At 44.7% G+C, this 16628-nt stretch carries 9 protein-coding genes, 3 tRNA genes and 2 pseudogenes; 9 read left to right on the forward strand and 5 right to left on the reverse strand.

Annotated features, from left to right (window positions below):
* The first annotated feature begins 12 nt into the window (after positions 1–12).
* The 3 genes from nadC to FCL45_RS08990 all read left to right on the forward strand — a co-directional run bounded on the left by nadC (position 13) and on the right by FCL45_RS08990 (position 2029).
* Entirely contained in the window at positions 13–846 is an 834-nt protein-coding gene (gene nadC, locus FCL45_RS08980; protein WP_136798239.1) for a carboxylating nicotinate-nucleotide diphosphorylase, read from the forward strand.
* 165 nt (positions 847–1011) lie between these two features.
* The gene (locus tag FCL45_RS08985) at positions 1012–1854 is read left to right on the forward strand and encodes a hypothetical protein (protein WP_136798240.1); all 843 of its coding nucleotides are present in this window, start codon (positions 1012–1014) and stop codon (positions 1852–1854) included.
* Positions 1855–1953: 99 nt separating this feature from the next.
* Positions 1954–2029: transfer RNA gene (locus FCL45_RS08990), tRNA-Phe, on the forward strand.
* Positions 2030–2180: 151 nt separating this feature from the next.
* On the opposite strand, the gene FCL45_RS08995 is transcribed toward FCL45_RS08990, so the two are convergent.
* The 4 genes and pseudogenes from FCL45_RS08995 to FCL45_RS09010 all read right to left on the reverse strand — a co-directional run bounded on the left by FCL45_RS08995 (position 2181) and on the right by FCL45_RS09010 (position 6548).
* Positions 2181–3356, reverse strand: coding sequence for an ISL3 family transposase (locus tag FCL45_RS08995; RefSeq protein ID WP_176360016.1), 1176 nt, complete (start codon positions 3354–3356; stop codon positions 2181–2183).
* Between the two features lie 676 nt (positions 3357–4032).
* Positions 4033–4590: a hypothetical protein gene (locus FCL45_RS09000; RefSeq protein WP_136799471.1), complete on the reverse strand. Its 558-nt coding sequence runs from the start codon at positions 4588–4590 to the stop codon at positions 4033–4035.
* Between the two features lie 236 nt (positions 4591–4826).
* Positions 4827–5522, reverse strand: a complete 696-nt coding sequence (locus tag FCL45_RS09005) for a hypothetical protein (RefSeq protein ID WP_136799472.1) — start codon at positions 5520–5522, stop codon at positions 4827–4829.
* Between the two features lie 96 nt (positions 5523–5618).
* Positions 5619–6548, reverse strand: a pseudogene (locus FCL45_RS09010) (IS30 family transposase).
* A 1301-nt stretch (positions 6549–7849) separates the two neighbouring features.
* Here FCL45_RS09010 and FCL45_RS09015 point away from each other — a divergent pair.
* Positions 7850–7925 (forward strand) — tRNA-Phe (locus FCL45_RS09015).
* 1456 nt (positions 7926–9381) lie between these two features.
* Entirely contained in the window at positions 9382–12771 is a 3390-nt protein-coding gene (locus tag FCL45_RS09020; protein ID WP_167495890.1) for a PAS domain S-box protein, read from the forward strand.
* 223 nt (positions 12772–12994) lie between these two features.
* Here FCL45_RS09020 and FCL45_RS09025 read toward each other — a convergent pair whose 3' ends face one another.
* Positions 12995–13231 carry a hypothetical protein gene (locus tag FCL45_RS09025; RefSeq protein ID WP_136799474.1) on the reverse strand — a complete coding sequence of 79 codons (237 nt, stop codon included), beginning with the start codon at positions 13229–13231 and terminating at the stop codon, positions 12995–12997.
* 104 nt (positions 13232–13335) lie between these two features.
* Here FCL45_RS09025 and FCL45_RS09030 point away from each other — a divergent pair.
* The 4 genes and pseudogenes from FCL45_RS09030 (at position 13336) to FCL45_RS09045 (ending at position 16588) form a co-directional block, all read left to right on the forward strand.
* A tRNA-Ser gene (locus FCL45_RS09030) sits at positions 13336–13416 on the forward strand.
* Between the two features lie 597 nt (positions 13417–14013).
* Positions 14014–14391 (forward strand): annotated as a pseudogene (locus FCL45_RS09035) (RidA family protein); the annotation flags it as partial.
* A 63-nt stretch (positions 14392–14454) separates the two neighbouring features.
* A complete protein-coding gene (gene cuyA / locus FCL45_RS09040) occupies positions 14455–15453 on the forward strand; it encodes a D-cysteate sulfo-lyase (protein ID WP_136799475.1) in 999 nt (332 codons plus the stop codon).
* A gap of 139 nt (positions 15454–15592) precedes the next feature.
* Positions 15593–16588, forward strand: coding sequence for a TRAP transporter substrate-binding protein (locus FCL45_RS09045; protein ID WP_136799476.1), 996 nt, complete (start codon positions 15593–15595; stop codon positions 16586–16588).
* Positions 16589–16628 lie beyond the last annotated feature (40 nt).

The following is a 16628-nucleotide window of genomic DNA, read 5'->3' on the forward strand; positions in this document are numbered from 1 at the left end:
TTAGGAGAGAAAATGGATAAGAACCTCCTGCGTAGTCAGATAGCAGCTTTTCTGACCGAGGATATCGGTAGAGGCGATCTGACCAGTGAGTCGATATTTGGCGCAAACGAGATGGGCAGCGCCCGTCTCGTTGCCCGTGAGGAGTTCGTGGTTGCCGGTATTGGGGTGGCGAAAGAAGTATTCGCCCTGCAAAACAGTGATATCGTCTGTAATGAGACTGTGGCCGAGGCTACAAAGGTCGCAGCAGGTGATGTTGTGCTTGAGGTCTCCGGACCGGTGGTCGATCTGCTGAAGGCAGAGCGAGTTGCTTTGAACCTGTTGCAACGCATGTGCGGCATTGCCACGCTCACTTCCCGTTTTGTAGAGGCTGTCGCGGGGCTGCCGGTACGCATTACCGACACCCGCAAGACCACGCCTGGGCTGAGAATGATGGAGAAACACGCCGTGCAGGTGGGTGGCGGCTCCAATCATCGCTTCAACCTTACCGACGGAGTGCTGATCAAGGATAATCATATTGCCGCTTGCGGTTCTATTACCGAGGCTGTGAAAAGAGTCCGGGAGAAGGCCCCGCATACCATTAAAATTGAAGTGGAAACAGATACCCTCGATCAGGTCGAAGAATGTCTGGTTTGTGGTGCGGATATTATCATGCTCGATAACATGAGCCCGAAAATGATGGCAGAGGCGGTGGGCAAAATTGACGGCAGGGCGCTGGTTGAGGCGTCAGGCGGTGTCAATCTTGAAACCGTGCGGGCCATAGCCGAAAGTGGTGTTGATATTGTCTCGGTGGGAGCCCTGACGCATTCGGCTCCCTCGTGTGATATTGGTATGGATTGGTTGGATTGATCGGTTGTTGTCTAGTATTTCTGGTGTATTCAGTGTATCTATCTGAGAATATTACTTGATTAAAATCAGATTTATATGCGATAGTAGGAAAAAATCCCGATACTTATAAGAGCTACAGGTTTTGTGGGATAATTCTGAGACCGAGAAAAGAAGAGGAAAGTCACGATGCGTTGTCCTAAATGCGGCTACATATCATTCGATCATCTGGAAACTTGTTTAAAGTGCAATAAGAAAATCAAGGGTATTTCCAAAGACCTGTCTGGTTCTGTTCACAAAGTTGCTGTGCCGGTTTTTTTAAGCTTTGGTGCTGGTTCTGAGGACGCGGATGATTCGTTTGATGCTTCCGGAACATTTGTCGATACCGAGGATATGCTTCTAGATGATGAGATCAGCGATCCGGATCTCGATATCCTGCTGGACGAGGATGATCGACAGGACGAAGAGATCGCTTTCGAGCTCTCCGACGATGAAGAGGACAGTTCTGATGAAATCACGCTCGACCTTGGCCATGATTTTGACCTGGGCTTGCCTGGTGATGATTCCAAGGCCTTGGAGGACGAAGAGGAAGGCGGCATTTCACTTGATTTCGGCGATTTCGAGTTTGAGAGTGATGAGTTATCCATTGATGAGGGTACAGACGACGAGCTGCCGGCACCCGCCCCTCTAAAAGAATTGCCATCAGAATTGAGTGACATTTCCGACCTCAAAAAGCCAACACCTGCAGAGGTCGTGGAAGACGAGGACGATCTTGAGCTGAGCCTGGACCTTGATTTTGGCCTCGACGAAAAAGAGGACGTAGTAGATGAATCTCCAGGGCAAAAAAAATCACCTGCTGAACCGGATGAAGAAGAAAGTGAATTGGAAAAACTTTCTCTGGACGATCTTGACCTGAGCCTGGACCATGATGACCCGGAATCACAGAAAAAACCTGCAGACGATGAGATAGAGGAAGACGAGGAACTCAATTTTGATCTCGATCTGGGTGATCTGGATCTTGATCTTAAGTAGGGTTTTTGCATAAACTAAAAAGGCAGACAAAAAGCGGTTGACACCCTTTCTGATTCTGTGTAAATAAGCCTCTCCAAAACGCGATAGCGATTTTGCGGTGCCGAGATAGCTCAGTCGGTAGAGCAACGGACTGAAAATCCGTGTGTCCCTGGTTCGATTCCTGGTCTCGGCACCATTTAGATAGAAAGCCCTTTCAGCAACATGCTGGAAGGGCTTTTTTCGTTCCTGTCTCTGTCTGGTCGTGTTTGAGACGTTTTGGGTCTACACCAAAGAAGGGGGATGGTCCTTCCATTCTCAGATCAGATTGATCGAATTTCCAAAGTAGTCTAACCGCACAAAAGTCGTACTCTTAACCGATAATTACCAAAATTCCTAAACCCATATGCTCTTCTTTGAATAAGTTTCATCTTTCGATGAAAACCCTCGAGAATACCATTGCTTCTATAATATCTGAACATTCTTGCGATTGGCTCCAGCCAACTTGTAATCGTTTTTCCAAGAGTTCGCATAGGTTTTAAAGGACTCGCCTTCAGCATTTCAACTCGTTCCAGCAGTTCGGGGATAAGTTTTTTACAAGTTGTATGGTTTTTACCCTTATTTCTGCATAATTCAGCCAAATCCTGAGTAAATTTCCAGAGACTTTCGATCGCCGGTTGCTGTTTAAAGTATTGTTCGAGTTTCTCGCGTTTCAGAGGTGTAAGATTCTGCTTCCTGGTGCACAACATACGAATCAAGCCACCTCGTCCCCAGGCGAGATTCTCCTCATCTATGAGTTTGCAAGCTTTGGCGAAGTGGTGATTTATTAGTTTGATAACGTGAAATCTATCTGTAACTATTTTTGCGTTAGGGAACCACTTTCTGACCATCTTTCGGTAGGGGGCGTGCATATCCATGCAAACAACCCGTACTCGTTCACGTCCACGAAGAGTCTTGAGAAATGACTCCAATTCAGCTTCACTACGCCCTGGCGCTACGTCAAAGACACTGTGTTTTTCAAGATTACAAAATGTAGTAACGAACCCCATGCGCTTGGTGAAACGATGTTCGTCCAGACCAAGATATCTGGGACAAAGCCGTTCGGATCGGTGACTGATGTTCTGCAGGACCATCTGGTGATAAAACCGCTCTACAGTGGCGACGCTGATTCCACTCTCATAGGCCGCGTCCTTATTGGAATAGCCGCGATTGCATTTATAATACACGCTGCTTTTGAGTGGTTCTGTGGATCTATTCCATTTTTTGATACCGTCCATACGGCTATTAAAGTATCTACCGCACTGTTTACAGTGGAATTTGTGGCAGCGAATGTGGAGGGTGACAGGGTGTCCCTGTTGTGGAACACTTTTGATCTCTCGCCAGAAGCTTGCCTTGATCCTTTTGTTTGAGCTGTTGCACTTGGGGCATAGCGTGTCTTTCTTATAAACAACCTCAAGGCGGGCTGGACGGTAACTGAGCACCTTTTTGATTGAAAATCCTGCCAGCCCGATTAATAATTTCTCCATAAATTGATCTCCTTTCTTTGGTCGGAAATTTGATCAATTTATGAGGCATACCATAATAGTTTGGTATGCCTTTTTTATCTCTGAGGATTTTTTATCCCCCTTCTTTGAGGGAGAGCCGACGTTTTTAAATTGCCTGCAGTTATCGTGTGTCGTTCATTAAGTAGGATAATCCTCTGTTCCAATGTTGGTGGAGATTCGTTCACGTGTTGGCGCATCTGCTTTTATTGCGTAAGAGTATATCTCTACTCAGTCCGAGCTTTGAAGATCCTATAACCTACCACAGTTGAAATGATTTAATATCGGAGGAATGAACGACACTGTCGTGGTATGTTGCAAGCTACCTAACAACCTCGTGGCAAGTTGAAAGCTTTCCCCGGCAAAGGTTTTTAGGAGTTGGGTCAACCTGCCGAAATCCCGGGCAGTACCAACTTTATCAGGAAGAAGGTTCATATTTGTAACGTGAGTTCTGAATGAGGTTAAAAAAAACGGTGGCTATATCCAATTCCACACATTTTGTTGAAGAGCTGGATTTAGTCCAATGCGCTTGTTGAAAACAAAATGGCCAGTTAGTCCTAAGATCAGCCTACTCATTTGAAAGATGTTCAATCTTGTTGAAAAAATTAACGTAATCTAAATTGTGTTAAAGAAAAGGGAGTAGGTCATGATGAGGGAAATTTTATTTAATATAGGTTCTAAACCCAATATCCCAATCGGACTGGGCACCAAACCCTCCCAACCAACTATTATCACTTGTCCCTTCCATGTATCTGGTAAAGGTTCTGCCTCCTGCGTATTGGTTTCCAGTGTTTCCATTAAATTTAGCTCTTGCGTAATGGTCACAGCGTAACACCAAGGCTAAGACATCGCCTTTGGCTACAGGTATTCCATGTTTTCCCAAATCAATCCAAATATAGCCAGATTCGACTGAGGTTAATAAGTTATCCCACGGTATTTTTTTGTGGAACAATACTTTGTCCCAGTCGTTGGTCTCTAGCGGTACACCATTCTCATTAGTTGGCCTTATATCGAATAAGAAAGTACCTGTTCGGTCAAGTAATTGCACATCTATATGCACTTCTTTCAATGATCCATTCATGTTGACTGAAAATGTTTGCGCAAGGTCAATTTTGGGATTTATATCTTCAACCGTCCCACTGGCTAAAGACCCATCATGCTTAGTATTATGAAACTGGTCGAGCTTCAAAGTGTAGTTTTTATCTTTTTCATGTTCCATCGTTTTCCCTCATAGTATTTTGTTAACTTTGCAAATTGATTACTTGTTGATTTATTAGCTGCCAAGGGTGCTGCCTTGACGGCCAAGAGTGCGACAAATTATAAGCAATCTGCGGTGGGAGACCTTTTTTGCCCTGTAAAAATATTTATTTTAGAAGCCGAACACTCCTCGCCTTTAGCCTGAGTTGTTTGCGATGCAGTTCCAACCTTTCTACTTGATTAAAATAAAATTATTTCTCATTTAGAAATTTCGTTCAGTCGAGTAAGGATACGGCACGGATCGTTTAATATCGACCATTTGGATTTCGCTTCTTCCACACTTAGTCCTTTAGCGTCAGGAGAAAAAACTATTGGACAAATCACTGCGTTTATGCCGGGGGCATTTGCTTCTCCAATCCAATAACCTATATAATCCCCTGCCTCGCTTTCTAAAAAAGCAACTCCATCATCATGTAGAATCTTTAAAAAATATTTGTTTTTATTTCCAAATGCTAGATATTCAAAGTCATCTGATTTTTTATCAATTATTAATTCACCAATAATTTTTCCTTCTATACTCATGTTTTCTGTATCAATTGGTTTTTCTGAATATAAAAATCTGCTGGTGTTACACAATTGATGGTTCTGTGCATCAACCGAATACACAAAGTAATTGTATAAGATGCTATCCCTCTTTGAATTGAAAGAAGAGAATGCCGAAGGAGATGATTGTCTTCCTATGTCTACACCAATTGTTTGAGATATAATCCCTATGACACAAAGCACGACCGAAAAGGACATAAAGAAATATATAGATTTTAGAATATCAGGTCTAGGAGTTTCGTGCTTTTGCTCCTTGGTAAGCAAGTGGTATGCAAGGGCAGCAAGAAGGAATCCAAGACCAATAACCCCAATCTGCAAAATCTTCAACACGTCCATATTCGTCCATTCCATTATGGAATCTCCAAGTCTAGTGTTCCATTATATAACATCCCAAAACCTAAGCTGGAGTCACGTAATAAGTGCAACACGTTGACCAGTAAAAGCTTCCTAAGGTGTTAAGCCATCCAATACTTTTCTTGGCGGGAGGTTCAGAAGGAAAACCCTTCCTGAATATCCCCATTAGACAGTGTAGTGAGATCAATTTTCTTTGGCCGCAAACGGCGGAGACGACCGTTTGTGTTTTCATTGGTTCCACGCTGCCAACTTGCATATGGTTTGGCAAAGTACGTAGCCGCTCCAGTCTCCTTTGAAACTCGATCATGGTCGGTAAATTCACCGCCATTATACAGTGTTACTGTCAGTGCTGAGTGCACTTTGCCGAGCATGCTAATTAGTGCATCAGCCACAGCTTCTTTGCTTTTACGAATCATACGTTGAGCTAAGGTAAAGCGACTTATCCGGTCAACCAATGTAACCAGGCTTGCATTGACGGCATGAACAAAATCACCTTCCCAATCCCCAAGGCGCGATCTTTGTTCGACAACATCTGGCCTTGAACTGATGTCTACTCGATTGGGAATAGCTGCTAAATCAGCCTTTCTGTAACGTTTGCCACCCTGCCAGCGCTTTTTCCCATACCGTGGCAAGCGGGTATGGAGCAGGCCACCTTGCAGGCGATCCTCACTGATACGCCTGTAGATTGTCGTGTAACTGGGTCTGTTTGCCCCTGAGCATTCAACATCCATACGGGCACTGATAGCAGCTGGTGACCAGCCAAGGGCCAGGGTCTCTCGTATGATTGTATCTGTTTCAGGATCACGTTTATCTGCTTTGACTGCATACCGTTTACGGTCATCGCTGAATACTTGGGCAACTTGGGGATCATAACCCTCTTCGATACTGTTTCTTTTCAGTTCACGACTGATGGTGCTGCTGCTGACTCCCACTTCTTTGGCTCATGGCAGCTTTACGCAGGCCGTAAATCTGGTATCTTTGCTGTTGGGTGAGTTGGTGATAGTGCTTGTTGTGATTGTTCATGACAGACCGTGGTTAAGTGTGAGAGCTGAAACCATATCGTCAACTCATTCACTTTTCAAACTTCAGTCTGTTGCACTTATTGTATTACTCCAGCGCTCCTCGACGTTTCAAGTGGATTTCAAAATTGAACCTGCCGGGCTGGCAATCAATGGAGCATGTGGTTCTGAAATCATTGGACTAAGAGGAGTATCATCGACCGAAGAATGATCATCATTTCTACGACATTAGGATTCGCAATTCCGGAAATTATCGTGAAACTAGGCGGTTAGAGTTCTACGTACATCTTTCTGTTTTTGCTAAAAGTAAGAAGGGACAATGAAAAAAGAGAAAACAAATAGTATACGATAAGTGTTTCGTAGGGAGAATAATCTGTCAATGCCACAGAGTGGTGTAAAGAGAGGGCATGGCTTTTTGGGGCTCTTTCGAGGCAACTTCGAAAACGAAGTTAGGAACATTGTAATGCGGAATTGCTGGCTACTCTAATTGTCAAAAAAGACAGGATCCTCGACGTTTTGAGTGGAAAGGCGCTAAAACAGTGACATGGCGTCGCCTCATAGCCCAAACATCTCGAATACAGCCAGTTACCAGCACAAAGCACGAATCTTCTTCCAGGCTGGCTAGAACCTTTTAGCGTAAGTTAGTAAATTCGCAACACCCCGTGCCCTCACATGTTTTACTCTCTCAATCAACCCTTTTGCCAGATTGAGAAAGGATTGATTGAGAGAGTAAAACATGCCTTAATCCACAGGAAATGTCGAAGAACCCAAAAACAATATGTTCTAAGTTCAGCAAATGTTTCATTCAGAAAGTTGAATAAGAAAACATTTTGGAATTTTACAGGATAGGTCTAAGTGGCCCCGCTTTTAGGGTCACTTAGATCAGAATAGATAAGGTGGATCATCTACACCACGAATACCATTGACGTGGTGTATTGCCAGTTTCGTATGCTGACCAACCAAGGGCGAGTTCTCGAACTAGGACATCCTGTTCAGGCTCCTGTATCTAGGCATCCAGAACACCCAAAAGAAGTTGACCATGCACATTCGTAACTGGTCGCTGGCCCGTTTTCAATAGGGTATATTCTTTAAGGGGCGATTCGATAAGGAACTAGGGATATAAGAATATGGAGACTTTAAGTATCAGTATTAAGGTGTTGATCCGTTCCACCGCAAAACTGCCTCTCGGAGGAGCATTAGTGAGGGGCCCATTCTCAACCATGGCTTTCACCTCCATGCACTGATGGGGTGGCAATAGGGCCGTTGTGGAAGATGATACAAAATTTTGAATATTACCAACGTGGTGCCAAGATAGCTCAGTCGGTAGAGCAACGGACTGAAAATCCGTGTGTCCCTGGTTCGATTCCTGGTCTCGGCACCATTTAGATATAAGCCCCCACAACAAGTTAGTTGTGGGGGCTTTTTTTTGTTTGCTGTCTTTGTCTGGTCGGTCTTAAAGGTGAAAAGCTAGCCTGGATATTTCACGAGTTGAGACGGTCTGCTAGCCGAGGAGACTTGAGATTCACAATAGTTATGCATGTGATTTTCAAAAGCGACGCTGGATAGCGGCCTGTATCGACTTGCCCCGAAAGTGTGAAAATCTCAGTACCTATTCTCGATTGACTGGTTGCAAATTGTATCCTTCAAAACTGCCTACAAAATGCCCTCAACGTATTCATTCTTATAGTTAATTTTCTATCTATCCGCAATTTTCATGAAATATTCGGGCTAGGAGGCGTGGGGGATACAGATGAGATCTTCTGGCTGGCCGGAATACAAGGAGCCGGCGGTTGACGGCAAATCGCTGCAAAGCCGGTTTTGGGGGAGGTTCGTTCGGAAAATGTCAAAAAAACGAGTGATTATTTAGTAAGCCCACTCCCGCTGCAACTCTACATGGCAACCACGGAGTGGGAAAGAAAAAAGTTGTCTACAGCGGTACTGATGGGGAAGGAGAGTAGCTATTGCCTGGGTGCCATGGGTAGGACAGGCTCATTTTTCAGGGTTGCTTGAAAAAACGATTACGTATCACCTCACCTTCGAAACGCTGTTTTGTCCGGATCGTTGTCATTGCATGAATGGACAATCCCGATTAGCGCCGTTCCAGTTTCCGGTTTGTGCAGAAATACAGATAGAGCAGTCAACCTCTAATATGGCAGGAGAGGTGTTTGATTTCTATTCAGGAAAATCGCGCAGAGTGTCATTTTTTCGGCAGTCTGCCAGGAGCTGTTAGAGAATAATCATTTTTTCTCAGATCAAGGCGTCTTACAAATATAAGCACTGTTATGAAACTGATATTGCGAGCATTATTTTTCTAAAACAACGAAGAGCTGGAAAAAGGGTATTCTCGGATAGCATGCTCATGATTTTTTCCTATCCATTATGCAAATATGTACCGTGAATTGCAGAAAATTTACATCTCACGGAAAACTACCTCCAACCGGGCAGGTTAGAATATGTTAGGAATAAAGAAGTTCATCAGTTACATTTTATGCTAACAAACGTACTGCGTTCATATGATGATGAAGGTGGAATCACAATATATGAGGTACTTTGTTTTATCTGTTTCGTAAGTTGTTGAATACATGAGTGTATTCAATTTTGGTGAGTAATAAATATTAATAACCATCACATTGAACACAGAATATATTCAAATGATATCCCGTCATCGGTTGCACCGCAACAAGAGAAGCCCGCAGGTTGTTTGGTCGGTTTTGTTGCTTTTGTTGTTAGTTGTTTTTGCGTTGCCAGTGCAGGCTCGGACTCAACCTGAGAAGAAGGTGCTTCTCCTGAACTCATACAGTTACAGTCATAAGTGGACACGAAATATTACTGAAGCTGTGAGTAAATCTTATGCCAATGACTCAGGTGTGGACCTGGTGATTGAGTTCATGGATACGAAGCGGTATCAATTCCCTCAACATTTTGAAAGCCTATTTAAGCTATATAAAAGCAAATATAAAGATACTGTATTTGATGTAATCATCACTTCAGACGATAACGCTGTCAATTTTGCTCTGGAATACCGGCAGGCGCTATTTCCTGAGGTTCCGATCATATTTTGCGGCGTCAATAATATCGCACTGCCGGAGAGGCCTGATTTTGTAAATATTACCGGAATGTTGGAAGTAGTGGGTATAGGCGAGACATTAGAGCTGATCTCCAGGCTTCATCCTGATTTGACAGGATTATACATAGTGAATGAGCCCAATACTGTCTCTGGTAAGGTAGCACATGGAAGTTTTGACCATCATCTTGCTGGGTTCAGCAACCAATTTACATCGTTCTGGCTTGAAAATTTATCAGATGAGGAACTGAAGCAAACTCTGGTCGATTTAGACCCAAACAGTGCTGTCCTGCTGCTATCATTTTTCCCTGACGAAGAAAATAAGACGTTCACCATCGAAGAGGGAGCTCGCTTCATTTCCGCAGCATCACCAAGGCCCATTTATTCGATGTGGGAGTATTTTCTGGGCGAAGGTATTGTCGGGGGAATGCTTACCTCTGGCACCTATCAAGGTTTTGCGGCCGCAGAAATGGCTATGGATTTGCTTTCCGGCAAGAAAGCGGACACTATCCCTGTTGTTTCATCCTCTGTAAATCAATTCATGTTTGATTATACTCAACTCAAACGTTTCGGCATCAACATCGATGAATTGCCCCAAGAGAGCATAATCATAAACAAACCTTCAACTACCTTGATGAAATATCGATACCAGTTGCTGATTGCAACTGTCATCATCGCGATGCTGGTTTGTATCTGTTTTGTGCTGGTGATGAATATCAAGGCCAGACAAGTGGCGGAGGCAAAGCTGAAGAACGTCAATCTACAGCTTCAAAACCTGCTGACTACACGGGAAGAAGAGCTCGATCAGATCAAGCATACAGAGCAGGCTCTTAAGGATTCCCAGCAGGCGACGGAAGAGGCAAATAAGGCGATGCGGTTGAATATGGCCCATCTGCGCACCCTGGTTGAAACAATACCGGATCTTGTCTGGCTCAAGGACAAGGATGGGGTATTCCTTTTGTGTAATCAGCGATTTGGGCGTTTATTTGGTGCTTCGGAAGCGGAGATCGTAGGAAAAACAGACTTCGATTTCGTTGACAAGGACCTGGCCCAGTTTTTCAGAGAAAATGACAATGCAGCGATAGCGGCGGGTAGATCTGTCGTCAATGAAGAGACTGTAACGTATAAAGATGACTGTCATATTGAGGAACTTGAGACTATTAAAACACCTATGTACGATGATCAGGGAAACCTTATTGGTGTTTTAGGAGTAGCGCGCGATATTACGAAAAGAAATCGCATTGCTGAAGAGCTGAAGGAAAGTGAAATGAGGTTCAAGGCTCTTCATAATGCATCGTTTAGCGGAATACTTATTCATGACCAAGGAGAGATTATTGACTGCAATCAGGGGTTTGCAGATATTTCAGGATACACGATACAGGAACTTGTCGGTACGAATGCATTGCAGCTCATTGATATCCCATTCCGGGATACAGTCATCAGTCACATGCAAACAAGTCACGAAAAACCCTATGAAGCTATGGGTATTCGAAAGAATGGCGAAAAATTTCCTATACGGCTGGAAGCGAGAAATATACCCTACCGTGGAAAGACTGCAAGGGTTGTTGAGATACGTGATATTTCCCTTTATAAAAAGGCTGAAGAGCAGCTTCGAGACAGTGAGCTCAGACATAGGGTGATATTTGAAAATTCTCCATTAGCAATGGTTCGTTTCAGTGCTGAAGGAAGGATCCTGGACTGCAATGACCATTTCGTTGAGTTGATGGGGAGTTCCAGAGCGAAGTTGATTGATTTTGATATGGTTGGCAGAACCAACAAAATTATGCGTGATTCCCTGGTAAAAGCTCTTCAAGGAACACCGTCTTCCTATGAAGACTACTATACTTCGATCACAGGCAATAAAAAGACCTACCTGCATGTGCAGTTCAATCCTGTGAATATTGACCAGTCGCCGACAGAGGTTATTGCAACGTTGGAGGATTTCAGTGATCGTAAAGAAGCACAGGACAAGCTGCGCCAGGCCAAAGAACAGGCCGAAGTGGCAAGCCATGCAAAATCCGAGTTTCTGGCGAATATGAGTCATGAAATTCGTACACCACTTAATGGTATCGTCGGCATGTTAAAGCTACTCCACACCACCGATGTCGATGAGGAACAGCGTGAATATCTCGACAAGGCTGAAAAATCGTCCAGGCGCTTAACGCAATTACTGTCGAATATTCTCGATCTCTCCCGTATAGAAGCGGAGAAACTTCAAATAGAGGAAAATGAGTTCAGAATTCAGGATCAAAGGGAGGCGGTACTGGAGACTTTCGGGGGGCTGGCCTGCGAGAAGGGACTGAGTTTGAAATTTGAAATTGACGATAATATGCCATCTGTTCTGGTGGGGGATGGCATTCGGTTAGGGCAGATTTTCTTTAATTTAGTGGGAAATGCCTTGAAGTTTACAGAAAGTGGGGGAGTAACGGTTAACGCGTATCAACTGCCTGGTGGAACCGAAGATTCAATTCGTGCCCTGTTTACGATATCTGATACGGGAATAGGGCTTTCCGATGAGAATATCAAGACGATATTTGAGTCATTCGAACAAGTCGAAGGGCAGTATGCGCGGCAGTACCAAGGCGCAGGATTAGGCCTTGCCATCGTCAAGAAACTGGTAGCTTTGATGCAGGGCACCATTGCGATTAGTGATGTTGAGGGTGGCGGCACTTGTTTTTACGTTTCTTTACCATTTCGCTTGTCTTCAGCTAAGGGGCATAAAATTTCTGAGTCATCATATGATTGGTCATGGGACGTTGACGGAAATCGTAAAATTCTGGTGGCCGAGGATGATGAGATAAGCCTGTTGGTGATGAAGAGAATCCTGGAAAAGATTGGCTATCAGGTGGCAACTGCAAGCAATGGTGAACAAGCCCTCAAGCATCTTAAAGAACATATAACTGATCTGGTAATCATGGATGTGCAGATGCCGGTCCTGGATGGCATAGAGGCAACCCGGGCTATACGATCCGGCAAGGTGGGGGAGAAAAACAAGAATGTGCCAATAGTCACATTAACTGCCTATGCGATGAACGGAGATGGACAAAAATTTATGGACGCTGGAATAGACGGATATCTAACCAAACCCGTTGAGGTCGATCAACTCAGTGTGATGCTCAAAAGGCTTATTGACAAAGAAGAGGCGATGGGGATAGGGGGCTAACCCCGATAAACGGGACTCTTTTTAGTCCCCCCTCGAGGGGGGTAGGTACCTTAGGTGTATCCCTTAATATATTTGTTTGAAAAACAATTTCAGTATTTTTTTCTTTTGGTAGTGAACATAGATATCTATCGGAGTTAGAACGCCAATCGAGGATTGGCAGCATCAACCAGAACATGGTGGTGTCGTGGCTGACGCGGAACAAGGATAAGGGCACCAGCTTCGCCTACACCTTCACCATGCCGAACATTTGCTCCGGTGCCGTCTCCTTGAAACGTGACCAGCGCAGATGATCTTGTTTTGGGCCTAAGATAGGCTCCTCGATCTGGTCCCCGGTTCGGGCGACCATGGGACCGTGTAGCGTATGCCAGTCAAGGCCCTCCTCCTTCACCTTGCCGTCTGATCTGTAGCGGATGAAAAAGTAACGATCGAAGCCGACACCATGCTCGCAGGTGCTATGCAAACGATATCTCGTCCCACATTCTCTGTGTTAAGTGAGATGAATTTCAGAGAAGATATATACAGATAGTTATCTATTACTGCTGTGGGATAATGGAGGGTTGAGGAGGCGGGATGAAGTATTATGAGAGTAGAAAAAACGGACTGAAAATCCGTGTGTCCCTGGTTCGATTCCTGGTCTCGGCACCATTTAGATAGAAAGCCCTTTCAGCAACATGCTGGAAGGGCTTTTTTTATGCCCCTACCTTTTTATTCCCATTCCCACCGATTCTCTCACTGTTGGTATTTTCATCTCCTAAAGAAATATATGTGCTACCAGCTAACCAGAGCGCCCATTCGTTCAGATTGGGGCAGGTTTAAAGTTTTTGCATTACATCGCAGTGGCTTATCTTTCCCACGAAAAAAGTGGAAAGGATTGTGTTTCATCGACACACTCTCCCCCAATGGTTTATTGCTGATAATTGTCAGTTGCCTCGAAAAATAGCGGGCACGTGTGTTACAAACGTACCGCAACAAGTTGTTAGATATCATGAATTTGTCGAGATGGCGGAGTGGCCTAGTAGCGTTGTACTTGAGCTTTGGTCTTTTTTTGAGAATTGGAAACTAAAAACCTAACCGGATGTTATTTTTGACTTGACAACCAGGCTGGCTTGTGAGAAAGAAAAGAGGAATTGCTAAAGTGTCGACATTCGGCATTATGAAGTTAAGGTCGGGTTTGAGATGTGGTGTCTGAAAGCCGACGGTAAAATAGTCCATGGTGGATATATGAGCGCCTAAGGAGTTGAAAAGAAAGTAGTTGAAACAAGCAAAGCACCGGGAGCAGTTGGCCAGTATTCACAGGCTGTACAGGCTGGAAATCTTCTGTTCACATCGGGTCAGTTGCCAATTGATCCGGCATCTGGATTGTTTCCCGAGGGGCCGATTGCTTTGCGGGCGCATCAGGTTCTGAAAAACCTTAAAGCCGTTGTGCAGGCAGCTGGAGCAAGCTTGAACGATGTGATTAAAACTACCGTATTCCTTTCTGATATCTCAGATTTTAAAGAAGTGAACGAGGTGTACGCGCAGTACTTCAATGAACCATTTCCGGCACGCAGTGCTGTGCAGGTGGCAGCGCTTCCTCTGGGAGCGGATATAGAAATTGAAGCGGTTGTTCTTGTTAAGTGAGCAACCATACATATAATTATTTTTGTTAGGTAACCACCCAACCATACATATACGAGGTGTCAGATGAATCTCACCAAATTCCCTAAAAGAAATTACGTTATTGAGCCAACCCCAATCGAAGCTTTACCAGCCTTTTCAAGGGCACTTGGCGGTAAAGTGAATGTTTTTATTAAGCGCGATGACTTGCTGCCCGGTTGCAGTGGTGGCAATAAAACCAGAAAACTCGACTTCTGCATTGCAGACGCTATTGCCAATGGAGCGGACACCATTATTACCTGTGGTGCAGTACAATCCAATCACTGTCGTCTTACCCTATCCTGGGCAGTAAAAGAAGAAATGGATTGTCATCTCATTCTCGAAGAGCGTGTTCCCGGTAGTTATAAGGAAGCTGGGTCTGGTAATAACTTTCTTTTCCAGCTCATGGGTGTAAAGAGCACTACCGTTGTGCCCGGTGGTTCCAATATGCCCGGCGAGATGGAAAAACTTGCTGAAAAACTGAAAGCTGAGGGCAAAAAGCCGTATATCATCCCGGGCGGTGCATCCAATGCGATCGGTGCCACCGGCTATGTCGCTTGTGCTCAGGAAATTCAGCAGCAGCTTTTCGAGCAGGATTTAAACATTGACCACATTGTCGTGCCGAGTGGCAGTGCTGGTACACACGCCGGAATGGTGGTTGGTTTCTATGGCACAAACTCTGGTATACCCGTGACCGGTATCAATGTCAGCCGCCCTAAATCTGTTCAGGAAGAGATTGTTCATAAGCTGGCCGTTGAAACTGCGGAGCGGCTTGGTGTTCGTGGAGAGCTGCCAGCAAGTGAGATCTCCTGCTTTGATAACTATGTTGGCCCAGGCTACTCCCTGCCAACCGATGGTATGATTGAGGCTGTGAAGCTTCTCGCTCGGACGGAAGCGATCCTGCTCGATCCGGTTTATTCAGGTAAAGCAATGGCTGGGCTTATAGATCTGGTACGAAATGACCATTTTGCTTCCGGTTCGAACGTGATGTTTCTACATACCGGCGGCTCTCCAGCACTCTATGCATACCTCGATACGTTTATGTAAACCGCGATACCCTGCCTTGGTGGTACCTTTTCTCTATGGCAGGGTATGGCTTATAGAAAGTGTGTAATTCAGGCTTACACACATGATCCGAAAGCATTCGGAGTTGTTTTCGGAACAATAAAATCTTCAGGAGGAGAACATGAAAACCTTAAAGTCCATTTTTACCGCAGTAACGCTCTGTCTGTGCATGGGAGTGACTTCCGCTCTTGCAGGACCGACAGTTATCAAACTCGCCCACCCTAACGTGCCGCAACATCCAATGGGCCAGGCGTTTATCAAATTCAAAGAGTTGATAGAAGAAAGAAGTAATGGTGCATTCCGGGTTGATATTTTTGACAGCTCAAAGTTTGGTAACTTTGACAGTGTTGTCCAGGGACTTCAGCTGAATATGCTGCAAATGGGTTCTGCTTCAACGCCAAACCTTTCACCATTTTCGAATGAATTCCTTATCTTTGATCTGCCGTTTCTCTTTCCTGATTATCCTTCAACAGATAAAATCACCGATGGTCCCATTGGTATGAATGCCACAAAAGCGCTGGAAAGTAGTGGTATTATCGGACTGGGATATATTGAAATCGGCTTTCGTAATCTCTGGAACAACAATAGAGCAATTACGACCCTCGAGGACGCAAAAGGGTTAAAGATCCGTTCAACACCCTCCAAGGCACATATCGCCACACTCAAAGCTCTTGGAATCAACCCTACCCCAATTTCCTGGGGTGAAGTCTATACCGCGATGCAGCAAAAGACCGTTGATGGAATTGACATCGATCTGAACCTCGCCTGGCACAATAACTTTCCGGAAGTGAACAATCATGTGACCATCGTCAACAGTCTCTTCAGTCCGCACCTTGTGATGATTTCGAAACGATTCCTTGACAGCCAGTCGCCTGAGGACCAAGAGCTTATCATTACCACTTTTGAAGAGGTGAAGCTCTATGAGCGCAAGCTCATTCGTGACGGTGAAAAGGAAATCATGAAAAAACTTGCCGACCAAGGTGTAACCGTTACTGTTCTCTCTCCTGAAGAGCGACAGCGCTGGGCTGATGCAACTGCTGGGGTCTACGCTCAATTTGAAGAGAAAATTGGGAAAGAACTGATCGAAAAAGCCAAAGCTACCATTGCCGGTGAATAAGCGCATTTGATATACCGGATGGTGAAATGCCATCCGGTAT

The organism is Desulfosediminicola ganghwensis (genome assembly GCF_005116675.2).
Lineage (GTDB): Bacteria > Desulfobacterota > Desulfobulbia > Desulfobulbales > Desulfocapsaceae > Desulfopila > Desulfopila ganghwensis.

Coding starts and splice junctions, on each gene's coding strand:
- FCL45_RS09000 (WP_136799471.1), bottom strand. CDS start 4,590: ATGGAACATGAAAAAGATAAAAACTACACTTTGAAGCTCGACCAGTTT.
- cuyA (WP_136799475.1), top strand. CDS start 14,455: ATGAATCTCACCAAATTCCCTAAAAGAAATTACGTTATTGAGCCAACC.
- nadC (WP_136798239.1), top strand. CDS start 13: ATGGATAAGAACCTCCTGCGTAGTCAGATAGCAGCTTTTCTGACCGAG.
- FCL45_RS09045 (WP_136799476.1), top strand. CDS start 15,593: ATGAAAACCTTAAAGTCCATTTTTACCGCAGTAACGCTCTGTCTGTGC.
- FCL45_RS09005 (WP_136799472.1), bottom strand. CDS start 5,522: ATGGAATGGACGAATATGGACGTGTTGAAGATTTTGCAGATTGGGGTT.
- FCL45_RS08995 (WP_176360016.1), bottom strand. CDS start 3,356: ATGGAGAAATTATTAATCGGGCTGGCAGGATTTTCAATCAAAAAGGTG.
- FCL45_RS08985 (WP_136798240.1), top strand. CDS start 1,012: ATGCGTTGTCCTAAATGCGGCTACATATCATTCGATCATCTGGAAACT.